We start from the raw sequence: 19,014 nt of genomic DNA, 5'->3' as shown, positions 1-19,014 counted from the left end.
TCTGATGACGAGCACTCAGCAGGCAGCATCGTCGCCCCGCAGCACACCCTCGGCCGGCGATCACGGAAGCCTGCGCATCGAGGACGTGCGGGACGGCGTGCGGTTGATGACGATCGACCGACCCACGCGCCGGAACGCCCTCGATCACGCGACCTACGTCGCACTCGCCAACGCAATCGAGCACGCCGACAACGATCCCACCGTACGTGTAATCGTGCTTACCGGTGCCGGCGGAAACTTCACCAGCGGCAACGACATCGACGACTTCCGGCGCACCCCGCAACCGGAGCCGCGCGGCGGAACGCTGCTCTTCGGCGCTCTCCTTGTTGCCCGCAAGCCGGTCATCGCCGCGGTGGAGGGTTACGCGGTGGGCATCGGGGCCACCATGCTGCTGCATTGCGACCTCGCGTTCGCCGGCGACGGCGCCCGATTCCGGCTTCCCTTCACCTCACTGGGGTTGAGCCCAGAGGGAGCATCGACCTATCTACTGCCCCGCATTGCGGGCGACAAACAGGCCGCGGAACTGCTGTTGCTGGGTGAGATATTCGGCGCCGATGCAGCGGCTGAGGCCGGTTTGATCAATCGTGTCGTCGGGCAGGGAGCTGCACTGACCGAAGCCCTGGACCGAGCCACAGGTCTCACCGCACTTCCGGCCGGATCGATCGAAGCGACGAAGGCACTGCTCCGCAAGCACCGGCACTCTGCCGTGCGCGACGCGCTCGCCGACGAGTACACGGTGTTCGCCGAGCGACTTGTGAGCGATGACGCGAAGGCCGCATTCGGTCGCTTCACCGCCAAGGCGTAGTCGGTCATCGACGCAGGCAGCCACGATTGGAAGCGACGGAGAACCCCAGATGATCAACGCACAGAGTGCGACCCGAGAAAACGATCGAACAAGTGAATGTGACGGCACTGCAGGCGCACCCATCCCGCCCTATTGGGCCATGCGGGATCTGTCGAGCCGGGCCAAGATCGAAGAGTACGAGCGAACCCCGCTCTCGGAGCGAGGCCTCCCGACCAGTGTGTACGACTACATCCGCAACGGCGCGATGATCGACCCGGATACGATCGCCTTCACCTACCTCCCTGACATGAATGATCTCGACGACGTCGAACACATCACTCATCGGCAGGTACTGCACCGGATCACCCAGGCCGCGAACCTGTTTCATTCCCTCGGCGTTCGCGGCGAGGACGTCGTGTCGATCCTGACGGCCAACACGCCCGAACCACAGTTCGCGTTGTGGGGCGCCCAGACCGCCGGAATCGCCAATCCGCTGAACTGGATGCTCGAGCCGGAACTGCTCGGCGAACTCATCGCCGCCGCCGGATCGACGATCCTGGTCAGCTTCGGCGGCGACGCCACCACGGATGTGTGGCCCAAGATCGCGGCGATCCTCGCCCACGCACCGACCGTCGACACGGTGATCCGGGCCGGTGGCTCGCGATCCGGCCCCGTACCAGGTGGTGTGCGATTCCTCGAACTGGTCGACGAACTCGACCAGCACCCCGGCGGCGCACTGATCGAGCCCAGGAACATCCAGTGGGACACCGTCGCAGCGATCTTTGGCACCGGCGGCACTACCGGCACCCCGAAACTGGCCCGGGTCACCCATGGCGGCCAGATCTACTCCTCGTGGGGTATGGCCGTATCGCACCAGGTGCCGGTAGGCTCGGTGCGGTTCTGCGCCTCCCCGACGTTCCATGTTCACGGGATCGCCGTCACGCAGCTCACCGGGCTGGCCCTCGGTGGGACCGACATCTTCCCGACATCGGGTGGGTGGCGAGGGCCCGGGGTGGTCGACAACTTCTGGCCGATTGTGCAGAGGTTCTCGGTGACGAGCGTTCCCCTGTTGCCGACCATTGCCAATCGACTCGTCCAGCGGCCGGATACGATCCCGGCGACGCACACCCTCGACCGAGTCACGAGCGGGTCCGCGCCGCTGTCCATGGAGGTGGCGGACCGCTTCCGAGCCCTCACCGGAGTCAGCATCGCCGAGGGATACGGCCTGACCGAGACCTCCGGCGCGGTCGTGGGCTGCCCGCGTGGGGTGGAGCCGCGACCCGGCATCATCGGGATTCCGGCACCGTACACCGCCGCCAGGATCGTCCAGCAGAACACGGACGGCGAGTACCACGAGTGCGCCACCGGCGAGCCGGGAATCCTGTTGCTGCGCAGCCCCGGGTTGTTCGCGGGCTATCTCGACGCACGGCAGAACGACGGGGTCGTCCTCGACGACGGCTGGCTGAACACCGGCGACCTCGCCAGCATCGAGGCCGACGGGTTCCTCCGGATTACCGGGCGTGCCAAGGATCTGATCATCCGTGGCGGCCACAACATCGATCCCGCCCCGGTGGAGGAGGCCCTCTTCGAACACCCCGGCGTCGCCGAGGCGTCGGTGGTCGGGATGCCGGATCCCGATGCCGGGGAGGTACCGGTCGCCTATGTTGTCGTAGTCGAGGGCGCGTACCTGGATGTCGACGAACTGGCCTCGCACATGCGGGAGCGGGTCCGCGAACGCGCAGCACAGCCCAAACAGTTCTTCGTCCTCGACGAACTGCCGAAATCACCGGTCGGCAAGATCCTGAAGAACCAACTGCGGGTGGACGCGGTCGAACGTGCCTTCACGCGACTGCTCGACGAGGCCGGACTACACAGCCGATACGAGCTGCACTCCCAGGATCAGGGCGCCGCGGGAATCGACGTCGTCGTGCGACTGCTCGCCGACGGCCCTGCGCTGCTCGACCGGGCCCAGGCGGCGCTGTCCTCGGTGACCGTCCGGCACCGAATCCACTCGACCACAAGGTGACCTCTATGCCGACCCTGACACTCGACGTCTACACCAGTCCGCAACGCGACCTACCCGCCGGGGGCTCGTTCTCCCCCACGACGGCGACCCTAGTCCTCGGGCCGACCCAGGCGGTCCTGATAGACACCGGATACACCCTCGACGACGTGCACGAAGTCGCCCGTCGCATCGAGATCTCGGGGCGGTCGCTGACCACTATCTACATCACCCATGCGCACCCGGATCACTACCTCGGACTCGAATGGCTGCTGACACGCTTCCCCCAGGCACGTGCAGTGGCGGTCCCCGCTGTCGCGGAGAAGATCGCGGACGACCTCGAACTCACCCGGAGGCGTTGGACGGCGATGTTCGGCGGCCTCGCACTGGACAATTCGGCCGTCCCGGAGCCGCTCGAGGGCACTGTACTGCCAGTCGACGGGCACGAACTGCGGATCCTCACGATCGGCCAGGGCGACATCCCGCACAACACGGTCGTCCACATCCCCGCGATCGAGGCGGTGATCGCCGGCGACATCGTCTACAACGGGATCAATCCGTTTCTTGCCGCCTCCGGCCCGAACGAGTGGCCGCAGTGGATCGCCAGTATCGACGAGGTAGCCGCGTTGTCTCCCCGAATCGTCGTCGCCGGCCACAAACGCCCCGACCTCCCTGATGACGACCCGACCGCCTCCCTCGGCGGGACCCGCGCGTTCATCGAAGCGTTCATGGGCGCCGTCGACGACAAGGACACCGCGCGGGACGTCGTCCACCACATGCACTCCCTCTTCCCCGACTACGGAAATCCCAGCGCGCTCATCGGCTCCGCCGCAGCCGCATTCAAGAGAAAGACGAACACTCATGCCTGAAGCAGTCATCGTGTCGACCGCCCGCTCCCCCATCGGCAGGGCCGTGAAGGGGTCGCTCAAGGACCTGCGTCCCGACGACCTCACCGCCCAAATGGTCACAGCAGCCTTGGACAAGATTCCCGCGCTCGACCGCACCCAGATCGACGACCTGATCCTCGGCTGCGGACAACCCGCCGGAGAAGCCGGATACAACATGGGCCGCGTGGTATCCATCCTGTCGGGCATGACGGAGGTCCCCGGTACGACGGTCAACCGCTACTGCTCCTCGAGCCTGCAGACCACCCGGATGGCGTTCCACGCGATCAAGGCCGGTGAAGGCGACGTCTTCATCTCGGCCGGAGTGGAATCGGTCAGCCGCTCCATGACCGCCGGACGCTCGGACGGCCTGCCCGGCACCAAGAACCCGCGCTTCGCCGACGCGCTCACCCGGTCCGAACGCAGCGCCGAGGCCGGAGCCGACACCTGGCACGACCCGAGCGCCGACGGACTGCTCCCCGACGTCTACATCCAGATGGGGCAGACCGCCGAGAACGTCGCACAACTGAAGGGCATCAGCCGGGCCGAGCAGGACGAATTCGCGGTCCGCTCGCAGCTCCTGACGGAGAAGTCGCAGGCCAACGGATTCTGGGACCGGGAGATCGTGCCCGTGACCCTGGCCGACGGCACCGTCGTGAGCCAGGACGACGGCCCCCGGCCCGGGACCACGCTCGAGGCGGTGGCGAAACTGAAGCCCGTCTTCCGCCCGGACGGCACCGTCACCGCCGGCAACGCCTGCCCCCTCAACGACGGCGCCGCCGCCCTGGTGATCATGAGCGACACCAAAGCCAAGGAACTGGGCCTCACCCCACTTGCCCGGATCGTGTCGACCGGCGTGTCCGGCCTGTCTCCCGAAATCATGGGTCTCGGCCCGATCGAGGCCTCCCGCAAGGCGTTGGCGCTCGCGGGCCTGACCATCGACGACATCGACCTCGTCGAAATCAACGAGGCGTTCGCAGCGCAGGTCATCCCGTCGGCCCGCGAACTGGGCATCAGCATGGACAAACTCAACGTCAATGGTGGTGGTATCGCGGTAGGGCATCCGTTCGGCATGACCGGTGCGCGCATCGCGACAACCCTGATCAACTCGCTGCAATTCCACGACAAGCAGTTCGGGCTCGAAACCATGTGCGTCGGTGGAGGTCAAGGCATGGCGCTCATCATCGAACGCCTGTCCTGACGGCAGCGAAACGGCCCGGTAGCGGAGCGAGTGAGCCTGCGCTCGACCCGCTACCGGGGCGGGACCGCCGAACCCCGTCGAGCTACATCAGCCCTGGTGATGCTCCGATAACACCGCACCGAGAAGCCCCGGAAATCGATCATCAAGATCGGCGCGGCGCAGCGTCAGCCGACGGTTGCGCCCACACAACTCACTGATGATCACGCCCGCCTCCCGCAGAACCTTCACATGATGCGAGCGGGTGGACTTCGGTGTGTCCGCGCCGAGAGCCGAGCAGTCAACCATATCTACAGGACCGTCCGACAGCTGCCACACCAGCTCCGACCGCGCTCTGTCACTGAGCGCGAACAGCACGGCCGTGAGTTCGATGGCCCCACGATCCGGGTGCGGAAACGTTGTCGACTCAGTCATCGTTCGATAATAGTTGAACCATTTCACCGAATATTATACGCTTTGCTAATGGTTCTAAATAAGTCGAACCTTGTGGTCGACCCGTCCAATTCACTTGCGCCAGAACTTCTTCCCACTACGTCTGCCGAGCCACGTGAACGCCGGGGTTTCCGCTTCCTACTGGCCGCAACGACCGCCATGATGGCCGGGGCGAGCGCCCCCTCCCCTTTCTACCCGGTGATTCAGGCCGAGCTCGGATTCACCCCAGTCATGACCACCACCGTTTTCGCCGTCTACGCAGTCGCCCTGCTGGCCACCTTGCTCGTCGCCGGTTCCCTCTCCGACCACCTGGGCAGACGACCGATGATCTCGGTCGGGTTCGGACTGCTCGCACTCAGCGTCCTGCTGTTCTCCCACGCGGACAGCGCCACCGGATTCATCACCGCCCGCGCCCTGCAGGGCATCACCAGCGGCCTTCTGCTGTCCACACTCGCCGCGACGGTGGTCGACCTCGAACCCCGGAACCGGCCGGGAACGGCCGCCGCCTGGAACTCGGTGACGGCGATGACCGGGCTCGCAAGCGGGGCGCTGATCGCCGGATTCGTCCTCGATCGCGTCGGCGACGATGCGCCCAGGGCAGTCTTCGGCGCTTTCGCCGGGCTGTATCTCCTCATGGCAGTGGGGATCTGGCACCTGCCCGAAACAGCACCACGACACCACGGGGTGTGGGCATCGCTGCGCCCCAGTGCCGCGCTACCCAAGGAGATACGGACGACGTTCCTGCAGAGCGCACCCGCCGTCTTCGCCGGATGGGCGACCGGCGGGCTCTACCTCTCCCTCGGACCGGCCGTCGTGGCAACCCAACTCCACCGAACCTCACACCTGCCGCAAAGCCTCGTGGTGACCATTCTTGCCGGCTCGGGAGCTCTGGCCGGATACCTGATCCGCCGCCGCACACCCCGTACCATCACGCTGTACGGGACCACCGCGCTCGCCGTCGGCAGCGCCTGCACACTCGGTGCTCTCGCACTCGAATCGCTCTCGCTGTACTACCTCGCCGTCATGATCGCCGGAACCGGATTCGGCACAGCATTTTCCGGAGTCCTGCGATCCATCACTCCCCTCACACGGCCCGAGAACCGAGCCGAAGTGCTCGCCGCAATCTTCGTCGTCAGCTACACCGCCTTCGGTGTGCCCGCCGTCGTCGCCGGCCTCCTCGTCCCCCACCTCGGACTCGCAACCACCACCAACTGGTACGGCACCGTCATCGTGTTCCTCGCCACAACCGCCACACTCCTGCGCCGCTTCGGGTCGCACGTCTGATCCCGCCTCGCACACAACCATCTCCGGATTCGACGACGACATCGCACGAGATCACCCGACCCATTCGGTGATCCGTCCCGGATCAAGTTCAGATCAAGTTCCGACTGCTGCCATCGACCGCCTTGTTCAACTACCTCGACGTGCTCGGCCCCGAGGCGACACCGTTTCCGAATCCGCTCGCGGCGACCACCCCCAGCACCGTCCTCGATCCCCCATCGACCGGTGTCGGGCGGAATCAGGTGTGATACGAAGGCCCTCTTACATGTGATTACCGGTCAGTCAGTTCATGGAGCTACCAAGGCCCGCATCATCGCTCGCCATAGGTGAACACCCCAGCTGGTCAGCCGACATCAGATCGTCCGCCCGGTCGATGTACCCATGCCTGCGCTCGATCAGATTTGCGTAGTACACGGCAGACACCTCGCCCGGCAACAGCAGGCCAGCGAGTGCCTGCCCCGCCTGCAGGTAGGTGGCCGGGTCCCATTCCGCTGGCGACCCCTCGACCGTGATGCCTTCACGATGAAGTCGTTGCAAGCTGTCCGCACTCTCAGTACGGTCGTGTCCTGCAATGGCCACGAATGATCCGCGAGAACCTGCCACTGCCCGAACCAACGGTCCAGTAGAGCCGATTGCTCTTCTGTCAGATCTGTTTTCCGCCCCGGCACGTCCCCAGACCAGGCCGAGCCGATCGTGTGCATGTTGGTAGGCACTTGCTGAATCATCCACCATGCGACGACGCTGAGCTGCCTGCTTGCTATAGCGCTCTCGAGATCAGTTCTTTCAAGACCTCGTTGGATCCGGCGTAGATGCGCTGGATGCGGGCGTCAGCGTACATCTGGGCGATGGGGTATTCGAGGATGTAACCGTATCCTCCGAACAGTTGGAGACAGCGGTCGATCACGGCGCACTGCTGGTCGGTCAACCAGTATTTCGCCATTGCGGCGGTGGTGACATCGAGTTCGCCGCGAAGGTGCTTGTCGATGCAGTCGTCGATGAAGGTGCGCGATACCCTTGCGAGGGAGGCGCATTCGGCAAGTTCGAAGCGCGTGTTCTGGAGATCGAACAGGGTCTTTCCGAACATTGTCCGCGATTTGGTGTACTCGATGGTGAGAGCTACCGCGCGTTCGATCGCGGCGACGGCAGCGACGCCGCAGATCAATCTTTCCTGTGGTAGCTGCTGCATCAGCTGAACGAAGCCGGCACCCTCGCGTTCTCCGAGGAGGTTGTCCACGGGGACGCGAAGTCCGTCGAAGAACAGTTCGGTGGTGTCCTGCCCCTTCTGGCCCAGCTTGTCGAAGATCTGTCCGCGCGAGAATCCGGGCGTGTCGTCGTTCACCTCGGCGACAACGAGAGACACACCCTTCGCCCCGAGCGTGGCATCGGTCTTGGCCGCGATGATCACGAGGTCACAGTTGCGACCGTTGGAGATGAAGGTCTTGGCGCCGGTGATGACGTAGTCACCCCCGTCACGCACGGCCTTGGTAGTGATATTTTGCAGATCCGAGCCGGCGCCCGGTTCGGTCATGGCGATGGCACCGACCCATTCACCGCTGGTGAGCTTGGGAAGCCATCGCGATTTCTGCTCGCGGCTTCCGTACGCGTTCAGGTAGTGCGGAACGATTCCCGAGTGCACACCGAGCTGCAACGAGTGGTCACCCGCCATCACCTGTTCGTGGAACAGCACGGCATCGTGAGCGAAAGTTCCTCCCCCTCCGCCGAACTCCGTAGGAATCGACATACCCGACAAGCCCAGCTTGCCCAGGGTGCCGTAGACCTCCTTGTCCGGAAAGCCCTGTGTGGCGAACCGGCGTTGGTGGGGGGTGACCTCCTTGGCGAAGAAGTTGCGGGCGAGTTCGGCAACCGCGCCGAGTTCGTCGTCCATCCATGGGGACGCGATGTCGGTGATGGCAGGGTGAGCAGTCAAGGGTTCGTCTCCACAGTTGTTGCGAACGAGTCATGAGGGATCAGGTGTCTCACCTCCCCACCGGGACCTCCGACGTCCGGGCGGCGGGCTCATACACACCTTGGGCGAGTGGTTCGCGGTAGAGCAGCTCGATCTCGGAGGCATACTTCTCGGCGATCGGTTTGCGGCGCAGCTTCATCGTCAAGGTGAGTTCGTCACCGCCCGGCTCCCAGAAGGTGGGGAGGATCAGGAAGCGCTTGATCTGCTCCACGCGAGAGAGGCACGTGTTGGCCGTCGCGACGGCGGTCGCGATCATCGCGATCATGTCGCGGTCTCGTGCCAGGGAAGCGGCGTCGACCAGGATGTCCTTCGTCGCAGCGAAATTGGCTGCGGCCTCGGGATCGAGTGAGATCAGGGCCGTGTTGTACGGCCGCGCATCTCCGATGGTGGCCACGCCGCCGATGAGCGAGGAGGTGGCCTTGATTGCGTTCTCGATGGTGGCGGGGGACATATTCTTCCCCGACGAGTTGATGATCAGTTCCTTCTTCCGATCGATCACGGCGAGGTATCCGTCCGGGTCGATGGACACCACGTCACCGGTGGCCAGCCATCCGTCGGCGTCGACGGCGTCGGCAGTCTTGGCGGGCTCCCCCCGGTAACCCTTCATGACGAGGGGGCCACGAACGAAAAGCTCACCGTCGTTCGCGACCCGCATGTCCATGCCGGGCACGATCTTGCCGACCGTTCCCAGTTTGGCGGGATCGGCCGGGGCCGCGCTGGCGATGCAGGTCAGTTCCGACATCCCCCAGATCTCGGAGATCTGCAGCCCGAGCCCGGAGAAGAACGCCAACGTGTCGGCGGGTATCGGTGCCGCCCCCGACACGGCCCATCTGAGCTTGTCGAATCCGAGTTCGGCGCGCATCGGCGCCAACACCATCGATTCTGCCTTGACGAACTCGTGTTCCAGTTCCTCCGGTACCGGCAGCCCTGCCCGGAGCATCTCGATCCGGCGTGCGCCGACATCGAGCCCCCACTGCAACGCGTGCCGTCGTGCGTCGTCCGGCTCGTTCGCCACCGCCCGTTCGACCGCGATCTTCAGCTTCTCCCAGACACGCGGCACCGCGCCCCAGATGGTCGGCCGGCAGTCGGGAAGTGCGGCAGCGATCTCCCGCACGTCCGCGACGACGGTGACTTGCGTTCCGAACACCATCTGGAAGTACAGCGCCGTCATCCGATCGGCGATGTGTGCCGACGGCATGAAGGAGGTGATGCGGTCTCCGAACTCGATCGGGAGGATCCAGCACACCGCGCCGGCCTCGAACAGCAATGCGGCATGAGTCGACTCCACGCCTTTCGGTTTGCCGGTGGTGCCCGAGGTGTAGATCAGGGTTGCAACATCGTCGGGCCGCACCGATTGCCACGCGGCGTCGAAGTCGAAGTCCGGTGAGCCGAGCGCCTTCATCTGGTTCAAGGTGAGTGTCCCGGCCGGGGCAATTCCTCCCTCGGCGTCGATGACGACGATCTGGTTCAGCTGTGCGCCGGATTCCCTGATCCGCTCCACGTACTGGGCCTCGCACACCACGACCTTGGCTTCGGCGTTGCCGAGAACGTATGCGATGGCAGAGGGGGGAAGCGTGTTGTAGATCGAGAACGACGTCGCCCCGACATGTTGGGCTCCGACATCGATGGGGTAGAACTCCACACGATTGGCCATCATCACGGCGACGGTGTCGCCGCGGCGGACTCCGAGTGCGGCGAATCCGGCTGCCACGTCGCGGACCTGGCTCGAGTACTGCCGCCAGGTCAACGTCTGTGCATCACCGACCGTTCGCAGCGCGATGGCGTCCGGGTCGATGGCGGCGGTGCGTTGAAAAGCTGCGCACAGGGTGTGGGGCGCTTCCTCGATGGTCATGGTGTTCTCCTCGCGTCGGGACCGGCTGTCGTGGATCCACTCGCATGTGTGGTGATGGGGCGTTCTTCGAGCTCACGGATCAGTTGGTGGCATTCGGCGTCGGCCGCGAGGTAGCCGTCGGCGAGCACGTTCACCAGTCCTCGTCCCAGGGCCCACGGTTGCCATGCCGCTGGAGCGAGGGTGCGTCCCGCGCGGCGGGCGATAGCGTCTGCGATCACCGTCGCCGCATCCTCCGGGCTGATGCGGCGGCGCAGCGGACGCGGAAGGCGCGCATCGAGCCTTCTGCCGATCTCGTCGTCGTCGAGTGTTGCCCGAGCCAGTTGGGTGTCGACCATCCCGAAGTACGCCACACCCGCGGAGGCGCCGTATCCGGCGAGTTCGAGACGGAGCGCCCGGCCGAGTTGTTCGACGGCGGCCTTGCTGATCATGTAGGACGCGCCACCGAGACCGGGTGCGAAGGCCGCGGCAGACGACACCACCACGATGTGGCCGCGTCGCGCGATCACTTCGTCGATCGCAGGATGGACGGTGTTGAAGACACCGGTGAGGTTGATGTCGATGACGCGGTCGAAGCCCGCCGGATCGATCTGGCGGAGGGTGGACGGGGGCGGGGTCACTCCGGCGTTCGCGATCACCACATCGATCCGCCCATACCGCTCGATCACCGCGTGCACGGCCGCATCCATGCCGGGACGGTCGCGGACATCGGCGACCAGGGTGAGGACCCGCCGTCGGCCGAGCGCGAATTCGGCTGCCGTCAGCGATGATTGATTGACGTCGAGCAGTGCGACCGTTGCGCCGCGGGCATGCAGCGCTCGCGCCGATGCCAGGCCGATACCGTCACCTCCGCCGGTAATCAGGACCACCTTGCCGGCAACGTTGTACTCGGCGCCTCGACCGGGAACTGGGAGGCCCAGGTCTCTCAGGGTGCGCGCAATTGTCGACCGGGTTCTGAACGTGGCCATCATCAATGCCTTCCGTGGAGCAGTCGGACGAGAACGCGGACCAGAGCGTCGATGCGTGGTGTGCGCCGGAACGTGGTGAGCGGAAGAATCGACGGGAATCGCTGCCTCGTCATCGCACGGGGAAACGTGAATTCCCGCAACCCGTCAGCGCCGTGCACCCGGCCGAATCCGGAATCACCGACACCACCCAGCGGCAGGCTCGGGACGGCGGCGTACATGACGTACGAATTGACCGACACCGCGCCGGTGCGGATTCGTGTCGCGATCTCGTCGCCGTGACGGCGGGAGAAGATGCTCAGCCCCAACCCGTATCGGGTCGCGTTGGCCCGTTCGACCGCCTCGTCCATATCCCGCACCCTGGCGACGGTCAGTGTCGGCCCGAATGTCTCCTCGGTGACCGCGACACTGTCCTCCGGCACGTCCACAAGAATGGTCGGCTGCACCACGTTGCCCTCGATGGCGTCCGGTCCTCCGAGCACGGCGCGGCCGCCCCTTCCGATCGCGTCGTCGATGTGGCGACGGATGACGTCGATGTGCGTGGGCATGGTGACGGGGCCGATCTGGGCGTTCCCGCCGGTACCGGCCCGGATCGTGCCTGCGAGGGTGACCACCCGATCGACGAAGAGGTCGAATACCTCTTCGTGCACGTACACCCGCTCCACCCCGAGGCAGGTCTGACCGGCGTTGGAGAACCCACCCCACACCGCCGCATCGGCCGCGGCGTCGAGGTCGCCGTCAGCGTCCACGATCAAGGCGTCCTTTCCGCCGCACTCCATCAGGACCGGGGTGAGCGTCGCCGCGCACGCGGTCATCACCTGCTTTCCGGTGGCGGTGGAACCGGTGAACCCGATCTTGTCCACACCCGATCGGCACAGCGCTGCTCCCGTCGAGCCGTCACCCGTGACCACCTGCAGAACCGGGTGTTCCGGCACGACCTCGGACAATGTCTGGGCCAACCACACACCGACTCCCGGGGTGTACTCGCTGGGCTTGTAGACCACGGTGTTCCCGGCTGCGAGCGCGAAGGACAGAGAACCGAGCGGGGTGAAAATCGGGAAGTTCCACGGTCCGATCACCCCCACGACTCCGAGGGGGAGATACTCGATGCCGGCCGCCTGGTTGACGGTGAGGAGGCTTGGGCGGACCGTGCGACGACCCAGTACCCGGGCGGCGTTCTTCGCTGCCCACGCGAGGTGTTCCAAGGCCATCGCAATTTCGAGCATCGCGTCCGCTTGCGGCTTGCCCATCTCGAGGTGGGTGAGTTCCGCGAGTTCCGGTGCCCGGCGGGCGATGATGCCCCGCCACGCATCGAGTCGCCGGGCGCGTGCCTCGAATCCCAGTTCCGCCCACCATCCGGCGACCTCACGCGCGCGGCGCACCGCGTCGTCGACGTCGTCGGCCGACCCACGTGGGTGAGTACCGACCACTTGCCCGGTCGCCGGACTGATCACATCGAACATGTCGGCCGCAGCCGTGGTGGTGATCATCGGCGGGTTCCCTTCGGTTCGTCGAGCGTCTTGTCGGCGAGCGCGCGCGCCCATCCCCGTGTCACCCGACGGAGGATTGGCAGGGACAGTACGAGGAATGGGGCGAACCCGGGCGTGGTGTCCATCGCAAAGGTCCAGGTGAGCCGGGTTCCGTCGGACGTCGGTTCCAGGGTGATGTCCTCGGCGAACCGGCGGAATCCGGGTCTGCTGGCGGACTCGGCGGTGAAGGTCATCCGTCTGCCCTCGTCCCAGCGGTAGAAGCGTTCCCTCAGCGCTGCGGCTCCGTGTCCGAGCGTCACGGTCCTGGTGGTGCCGACGCCGAACGGCCGCGACGATGTCCACTCGCTGTCCGTGATCAGCCGCGCCCACGACACCAGTGCGTCGTGTGCGGTCAACACACTCCACACGTGGCCGGTGTCCGTCGAGAGATTCACGACGTGCACGATCCGGAATCGGGCGGTCTGCAGGAACTCGTCGTCGGTCGCGGCGAGTGGGTACCAGCGCGTCACAGGTCGACCACCAGTGACCCACCGGCCGAGCGGGACAGACAGATCAGCATCGAATCCTCCCTCTCGTTGTGCGTCAGGATCCTGTCGCGGTGATCGACCTCGCCGGCCAGAACACGTACGCGACAGGTGCCGCAAAAGCCCTGCTGACACGAGTAGGCGACGCCGGGGACCTCCCGGCGGATCGCGGCCAGCGCGGTCTCGTCCGGCCCGACGGACACGGTCGCCCCTCGGCGGGCGAGGTGTATCTCGAACTCGCGGCCATCGGCCACCGGAAGTGGTGAGAAGCGTTCGGTGTGAAGCGATCCGGTCGGGTCGATCTCGCGCATCACCCGACGTGCGGTCGTCATCAACGGTGTCGGGCCGCACATGTAGACGGCGGAACCCGGTGAAGCCGTGGCGACGATTCCGGCGATGTCGGGAGGGCCGAGTTCGTCGTCCGGCCGGATCTCGACCTGGCCACGGGAGTACCGGGCGAGTTCGTCGAGGAACGGCATGGTCGCTCGGGAGCGGCCGAGATACACCAGCCGCCATGGCAGTTCACGGTCGTGGCATCTCTTCAGCATCGGCAGGATCGGAGTGATTCCGATTCCGCCCGCGACGAACAGATACGAGTCCGCGGCCACCAGCGGGAAGGCGTTGCGCGGCCCCCGCACGGTGATCGACGTCCCTGCCCGCAGGGAGTCGTGTACCTCGATCGAGCCACCCAGACCGGTGTCGATCCGGCGGACCGCGATGCGGTAGGACGACAGGTCGTCGGGGTCGCCGCACAGAGAGTACTGCCGTTGCTTTCCCGACGGGAGGATCAGGTCGAGGTGAGCGCCCGGGATCCAGGACGGAAGATCGCGCCCGTCCGGCGACACCACTTTCAGGCTGACCACATCAGCAGCCTCGGTCCGCACCTCCGCAACAATCAGATCCCTATCGAACCCCCAGTTGCGCACAGGCTTCGGCCTCGACAGCCATGGAGCTGCCCGGCTGGCGGCGAACACGTGCCGGTACGCGACCGTCGCCCGCGCGGCCAGCCGGAGAACCCTGGAGGGTTCGAAGTGGGGCGTATCGGAGTCCGAACCTGCGGACCTGTCCGACGTCGTCATCGTCATGAGTGACTTTCTCGGTGGGAACGGTTGGCGGCAGGCGACTGTGCGAGGTATCGCATCGCCACATCCATGTCACCGATCTGCGAGGGATGGAAGCTGGGACGGAGGTACGGCGGAATCTCCGTGATCAGGAATGTGATGTTGGGCACGAGCCCCCGCCTGGTTGCACGGATCAGCTGCAGCGGCCAGAAGCGACCCTTGTCCGTCGACGGGTCGGTGCAGAAGAGGTAGTTCATCGATGTCAGGAACAGCAAGCTGAGCGTGAGGCTGGCGATCAGCGCCGTTCGTACGCGGCGGGCATAGCTGCCGTCGACGTACATGTAGGCGTCGAAGGCGACGTTCCGGTGCTCGACCTCCTCGGCGCCGTGCCACCGGACCATGTCGAGCATCATCGGGTGCATGCCCGCCTTCTCCAGTGCGGGGTCCGTCAGCAGCCACTCCCCCACCACGGCGGTGTAGTGCTCCATGGCGGCGAACAAACCCAGCCGCTCACACAGCCACGCCCGTTTCGCACGGCCGGACAGCCCTCGATCTCCCAGAATCCGGTCTACGAGCCAGTCCATCTTCTTCGACATCGGTTCGATGTCCATGCCCAGTTCCGCGAGGTGTTCACGGGCCCCCTTGTGCGACGCGGCGTGAGTCGCCTCCTGGCCGACGAACCCGACGACCTCCTCGTGGAGCCGCTCGTCCTCGATCAGTGGCAGCGCCTCGGCCAACGTCGCGGACATCGCGCGCTCGCCTTCGGGAAGTACCAAGTGCATGAAGTTGATGACATGCGTAGCCATCGGCTCGCCGGGAACATAGTGCAACGGCACTCCGTCCCAGGAGAACTCGACGTCACGAGCGGTGATCGCGTGCGCTTCGTCCGTGTATCGCCGCGCACCGACCGGATCGACCACAGGGTTTCGGCCTATTCGGGGAAACGACATCATCCTGCTGTCCTCACTGTCGATTTTGCCGAGGCTCCGACCCCGCTGAGGATGTATTGGTCGAGGTCCGCCCGCCGGGTCCGCGCGCGGAAGCGGCGGTTGAACCCCGGGTAGAAGGTGAAGTTGCGGCCCTCGCCGCTGAGGTAATAGCTGGTGCACCCACCGGTGTTCCACACCGAGGTCTGTAGCCTCTTGTCGACCTCGTCGACGAATGCCTGCTGAACCTCGGGGCGGACGTCGATACTCGCCGCCCCCTGCGCGTTCATTTCCTGCAGGCAACTGAGGATGTACGCAATCTGAGCTTCGATGGTCACCACCTGCGAGGTGTAGACGACGGAATTGGGGCCGAGCAACATGAAGAAGTTGGGGAATCCACTGATTGTGGTGCCTAGATAGGCTCGGGCATTGCCGTTCCACGCCTCGGCCAGGGTACGACCGTCGCGCCCTCGCACCACATCGAACGCGGGATTGTCGGTCAGCCGGAAGCCCGTTCCCATCACGATCGTGTCGACCTCGTGGAGAGCGCCGTCCTCGGTGACGATCCCGTTCGATCGCACTTCACGAATTCCGTCGGTGACCACGTCCACATTCGGCTGCGCGAGCGCCGGATAGAACGAGTTGGAAAACGTTGGTCGTTTGCAGCCGAACGCATAGGTGGGCGTAAGTTTTGTCCGCAGTTCGGGGTTGTGGATCTGGCGGCGCAGGTGGGCGCGGCCGAGTGCCGCCAGCCCTTTCAGTAGCGCCGGCTTGTACACGAATCCGGGAACCATCGCCTCTTGGACCAGATCGAGACCGGTCCGTGCCAGCCGCTGGGCAACAGGTACCCGCGCGAACAGTTTCCGGGGCCATCCGGTCATCGGTTGGTCGGGGTGCGGAAGTATCCACGTCGGGGTCCGCTGGAACACTGTCATCGAACCGACGATCGGCTGGATTCGGGGGATGATCTGGACCGCAGAGGCACCGGTTCCGATCACCGCGACCCTTTCCCCCGCGAGATCGTGCTCGTGATCCCAGGCAGCCGAGTGAAAGACAGCGCCTCGAAAGCTCGCAAGTCCCGGGAGGTTCGGTACCGCCGGTTCACTGAACGGGCCCATCGCCCCGACCAGGATCCGCGCCTCCCAGGTTCCACGACTGGTGGTCACGTGCCACACCTGCGAGTCGTCGTCCCAGGTCGCGTCCCGCACGTCGTGACCCATCCGCAGATGCGGGACGATGCCGAAGTTCTCAGTGCAGGCGCGGAGATAGTCGTGGATCTCCTGCTGCAGCGGGTAAAGCCTGGTCCAGTTCGGGTTGGGCGCAAAAGAGAATGAATAGAGGATCGAGGGGATGTCGCACTGCGCTCCCGGGTAGGTGTTGACCCGCCACGTCCCGCCGATGTCCTCCGCGCGGTCGAGCACGACGAAGTCGTCGATGCCGGCTTGTTTCAGTCTGATCGCAGTTCCCAGCCCACCGAATCCCGCTCCGACGACGAGTACGTCGATCACTTCGGGTGGGTCATCGACGCTGTCGACCGGAAGTTCCACCGGTGTTGCAGACCTGACCATTCGGGCGCCCTCCTCGTTGATGCCGCGCATGCCGGCAACACTAGAACTGACATCACACGCTGTCAACAGCGATCGATGTCAACATTAGGGAGAGGATCACACCGGCATCCGACCTGCACGCCGCAGTGAGAGGATGAGGACATGACCGAGACCGGCCGCGCGCACCCCGCCGATGGTGTGGACAGGAGCCGGAAGACCGACGGGCCACGCGCCGGGAACAACTGATCGAAGCAGGCCTGGAAATCATGGGCACGGACGGTGCCGATCGCGGCATCGCTCGACACGCTGAGCGGCGACGAAAAACGCGACAAGGTCACCACTCAACTCAACTCGATAACGATGTTCGGCGCTCTCGCGTTCCGGTATCAGCACTGGCTCACCGGCAACTCGAAAATTTCCAAAAGCCGGTTCATAGACCATGTTTCGCTGGCAATCGAAGCCCAGGCCAACGTCAACAGCACGCCGGATCCAACCAGGTGACACTCGCCATGGACAACCACCGCGATTCCCGCACTCGCGCCGGCCCGATTCGCCGTCACCGTCTGCCTCGTGCCGCGACGACCGAGAACTCTACGGCGCAACCGGGTAGTGGCTGGTGATCGCGACCCGGTTCCAGGCGTTCATCACGGTCGCCAGCCAGCTGATCGCGGACACCTGCACGTCGGTGAGTGAGCCGTCGTCCCAGGTCCGCCGTTCCGGGACAGCGAGCGCCGTGACCTGTTCGGCGAGCCCGAGCGCCGCCCGCTCGTGGTCGCTGAAGTACTGCGATTCCCACCACGCCGCCACGACCGCAAGTCGATCCGCGCTCTCCCCGTTGGCCAGCGCGTCGCGGGTATGCAAACGAAGACAGAACGCGCAGCCGTTGAGTTGCGAGACCCGAATCTTCACCAACTCCACCAGCAGCGGGTCCACCTCCGCCGCCTCCAGAGCTGCCTTCACCTCCGCGTCCAACTTCGTCAGGCTCTGGTAAACGGACGGGTGCTGCTTACCGAGATTCACGCTGGTCATCATGTTTCCTTCGAATAGTGTGCCGGACTGACGAATGGTCGCGCGTGCGTTCCGGTCACGCGGACCACGCCGACCCCGTGATCCGATCGACCATGCTCATGCTGCGGAAGCCCGGAACGAAGTGCTCGAGCACGTCGGCATTGACGGTGCCGTAGGTCGTGTCCGGCCGATAGCTGAGCCCGTCGACGAAAGCACGCAGAAACTCGTTCTTGAAGTCACCCCGCGGATGGACAGCGGTGATCTCCTCCACCTGATCCGGGTCCAGACCGTCCAAACCCAACCCGACCACATCGGTGAGAACACCGAAGTTCGTGGCAGCGACCTCATCCCCCATCCGGCCGGGAATCCCCGGCGTCGTGTGCAACGCGATCGCCGTCCACACCACCTCGGCGGCGGCGTCGGAGAAACCGCGATCGAGCAGAAACTTACGAGCATGATCGGCCCCATCGAGCTCGAACCGCTGCTCCACATCCGAGAAGGGCGTGAGCAGACCCGTGTCGTGGAACAGCGCCGACAGATACAGCAGCTCAGGGTCCGGCCGCAGGCCGAGTACGCGAGCCCGCAGCGTGCTGAAGAGGAACACCCGCCGCGAGTGATGGAAAATCAGCGGGTTCGTCGTATCCTGGACGAGGCGAGTGGCCTCGGCCGCCGCCTGCGTCTCGGGAATCTCCACTCCTGCGATGATCTCGGTCATGGATCCTGCACTTTCAGGTTTCGATGTTGTAGAACAGACGATGTGTCCGTCCCCCAACGGTGCCGCACACCTGGCCTCCGGCGCCGCCTCAGTCCGGCCATGACCCACTCGAATCCGGACAGGCAGTGAGCATGCACACCAGCCCCCACCCGCATCGGGTCGCGGTCCTGGTCTACGACGGGGTGAAACTGCTCGATGTCGCCGGCCCTGCCGAGGTGTTCGCGGAGGCGAATCTATGCGGCGCCGATTACCAGATCGTGTTGTTGTCGCCGACCGGGGCAGACGTGGCGTCGTCTATTGGCATAAGAGTCTCCGTCGACGGCGACGCAGGATCGGAGCCTGCCCCCGACACCTTCCTCGTGGCCGGCGGCGACATCTACCC

Annotated in this window: 19 protein-coding genes; 7 read left to right on the top strand and 12 right to left on the bottom strand. The window is 65.2% G+C overall.

The genetic code is table 11. The features are described from left to right. The first annotated feature begins 4 nt into the window (after positions 1-4). The 4 genes from ACNJ7E_RS31200 to ACNJ7E_RS31185 all read left to right on the top strand — a co-directional run bounded on the left by ACNJ7E_RS31200 (position 5) and on the right by ACNJ7E_RS31185 (position 4,871). Positions 5-805 (top strand): enoyl-CoA hydratase/isomerase family protein, encoded by an 801-nt coding sequence (locus tag ACNJ7E_RS31200; RefSeq protein ID WP_280782202.1) that lies wholly within the window; start codon positions 5-7, stop codon positions 803-805. A 139-nt stretch (positions 806-944) separates the two neighbouring features. Further along, a complete protein-coding gene (locus tag ACNJ7E_RS31195; RefSeq protein ID WP_418341763.1) occupies positions 945-2,810 on the top strand; it encodes an acyl-CoA synthetase in 1,866 nt (621 codons plus the stop codon). A gap of 5 nt (positions 2,811-2,815) precedes the next feature. Further along, on the top strand, positions 2,816-3,655 hold the full coding sequence (locus ACNJ7E_RS31190; protein ID WP_280782204.1) for an MBL fold metallo-hydrolase: 840 nt from the start codon (positions 2,816-2,818) through the stop codon (positions 3,653-3,655). Then, positions 3,648-4,871: an acetyl-CoA C-acetyltransferase gene (locus ACNJ7E_RS31185; RefSeq protein ID WP_418341762.1), complete on the top strand. Its 1,224-nt coding sequence runs from the start codon at positions 3,648-3,650 to the stop codon at positions 4,869-4,871. The genes ACNJ7E_RS31190 and ACNJ7E_RS31185 overlap by 8 nt, the downstream gene beginning before the upstream one ends. A gap of 87 nt (positions 4,872-4,958) precedes the next feature. Here ACNJ7E_RS31185 and ACNJ7E_RS31180 read toward each other — a convergent pair whose 3' ends face one another. Continuing rightward, on the bottom strand, positions 4,959-5,309 hold the full coding sequence (locus tag ACNJ7E_RS31180; RefSeq protein WP_280782206.1) for an ArsR/SmtB family transcription factor: 351 nt from the start codon (positions 5,307-5,309) through the stop codon (positions 4,959-4,961). A gap of 21 nt (positions 5,310-5,330) precedes the next feature. On the opposite strand from ACNJ7E_RS31180, the gene ACNJ7E_RS31175 reads away from it, so the two are divergent. Further along, a complete protein-coding gene (locus tag ACNJ7E_RS31175; RefSeq protein WP_280782207.1) occupies positions 5,331-6,584 on the top strand; it encodes an MFS transporter in 1,254 nt (417 codons plus the stop codon). A gap of 279 nt (positions 6,585-6,863) precedes the next feature. Here ACNJ7E_RS31175 and ACNJ7E_RS31170 read toward each other — a convergent pair whose 3' ends face one another. The 9 genes from ACNJ7E_RS31170 to ACNJ7E_RS31130 form a co-directional block, all read right to left on the bottom strand. Next, the gene (locus ACNJ7E_RS31170) at positions 6,864-7,160 is read right to left on the bottom strand and encodes a hypothetical protein (protein WP_418341761.1); all 297 of its coding nucleotides are present in this window, start codon (positions 7,158-7,160) and stop codon (positions 6,864-6,866) included. A 178-nt stretch (positions 7,161-7,338) separates the two neighbouring features. Next, positions 7,339-8,508, bottom strand: coding sequence for an acyl-CoA dehydrogenase family protein (locus tag ACNJ7E_RS31165; RefSeq protein WP_489686849.1), 1,170 nt, complete (start codon positions 8,506-8,508; stop codon positions 7,339-7,341). A gap of 49 nt (positions 8,509-8,557) precedes the next feature. Beyond that, the gene (fadD11, locus tag ACNJ7E_RS31160; protein ID WP_418341760.1) at positions 8,558-10,399 is read right to left on the bottom strand and encodes a fatty acid--CoA ligase FadD11; all 1,842 of its coding nucleotides are present in this window, start codon (positions 10,397-10,399) and stop codon (positions 8,558-8,560) included. Beyond that, positions 10,396-11,367 (bottom strand): SDR family oxidoreductase, encoded by a 972-nt coding sequence (locus ACNJ7E_RS31155; RefSeq protein ID WP_418341759.1) that lies wholly within the window; start codon positions 11,365-11,367, stop codon positions 10,396-10,398. Before ACNJ7E_RS31155 ends, fadD11 begins: the two co-directional genes overlap by 4 nt. Beyond that, on the bottom strand, positions 11,367-12,851 hold the full coding sequence (locus tag ACNJ7E_RS31150) for an aldehyde dehydrogenase family protein (protein WP_418341758.1): 1,485 nt from the start codon (positions 12,849-12,851) through the stop codon (positions 11,367-11,369). Before ACNJ7E_RS31150 ends, ACNJ7E_RS31155 begins: the two co-directional genes overlap by 1 nt. Further along, entirely contained in the window at positions 12,848-13,360 is a 513-nt protein-coding gene (locus ACNJ7E_RS31145) for an SRPBCC family protein (protein ID WP_418341757.1), read from the bottom strand. Before ACNJ7E_RS31145 ends, ACNJ7E_RS31150 begins: the two co-directional genes overlap by 4 nt. Beyond that, positions 13,357-14,460 (bottom strand): PDR/VanB family oxidoreductase, encoded by a 1,104-nt coding sequence (locus ACNJ7E_RS31140; protein ID WP_280782213.1) that lies wholly within the window; start codon positions 14,458-14,460, stop codon positions 13,357-13,359. Before ACNJ7E_RS31140 ends, ACNJ7E_RS31145 begins: the two co-directional genes overlap by 4 nt. After that, positions 14,457-15,389 (bottom strand): metal-dependent hydrolase, encoded by a 933-nt coding sequence (locus tag ACNJ7E_RS31135; protein WP_418341756.1) that lies wholly within the window; start codon positions 15,387-15,389, stop codon positions 14,457-14,459. The genes ACNJ7E_RS31140 and ACNJ7E_RS31135 overlap by 4 nt, the downstream gene beginning before the upstream one ends. Continuing rightward, entirely contained in the window at positions 15,386-16,930 is a 1,545-nt protein-coding gene (locus ACNJ7E_RS31130; RefSeq protein WP_418341832.1) for a flavin-containing monooxygenase, read from the bottom strand. The genes ACNJ7E_RS31135 and ACNJ7E_RS31130 overlap by 4 nt, the downstream gene beginning before the upstream one ends. Before the next feature lie 258 nt (positions 16,931-17,188). Here ACNJ7E_RS31130 and ACNJ7E_RS31125 point away from each other — a divergent pair, with 258 nt between their 5' ends. Further along, positions 17,189-17,410, top strand: a complete 222-nt coding sequence (locus ACNJ7E_RS31125) for a hypothetical protein (RefSeq protein ID WP_418341755.1) — start codon at positions 17,189-17,191, stop codon at positions 17,408-17,410. A 90-nt stretch (positions 17,411-17,500) separates the two neighbouring features. Here ACNJ7E_RS31125 and ACNJ7E_RS31120 read toward each other — a convergent pair whose 3' ends face one another. Further along, positions 17,501-17,938, bottom strand: a complete 438-nt coding sequence (locus ACNJ7E_RS31120; RefSeq protein WP_418341754.1) for a carboxymuconolactone decarboxylase family protein — start codon at positions 17,936-17,938, stop codon at positions 17,501-17,503. 55 nt (positions 17,939-17,993) lie between these two features. Continuing rightward, complete coding sequence (locus ACNJ7E_RS31115) at positions 17,994-18,632, bottom strand: HD domain-containing protein (RefSeq protein WP_418341753.1); 639 nt, start codon at positions 18,630-18,632, stop codon at positions 17,994-17,996. Positions 18,633-18,763: 131 nt separating this feature from the next. Between ACNJ7E_RS31115 and ACNJ7E_RS31110 the strand changes: the two genes are divergently transcribed. After that, positions 18,764-19,014 (top strand): DJ-1/PfpI family protein (locus ACNJ7E_RS31110; protein ID WP_418341750.1); only part of this gene is annotated, 251 nt, incomplete at its 3' end.

It is taken from the genome of Rhodococcus mengyinensis, assembly GCF_048381435.1.
In the GTDB taxonomy this organism is placed as follows: Bacteria; Actinomycetota; Actinomycetes; order Mycobacteriales; family Mycobacteriaceae; genus Rhodococcus_F; species Rhodococcus_F opacus_D.
Note: the sequence above shows the minus strand (reverse complement) of the source record. Positions and strands in the feature narration are given on the sequence as shown.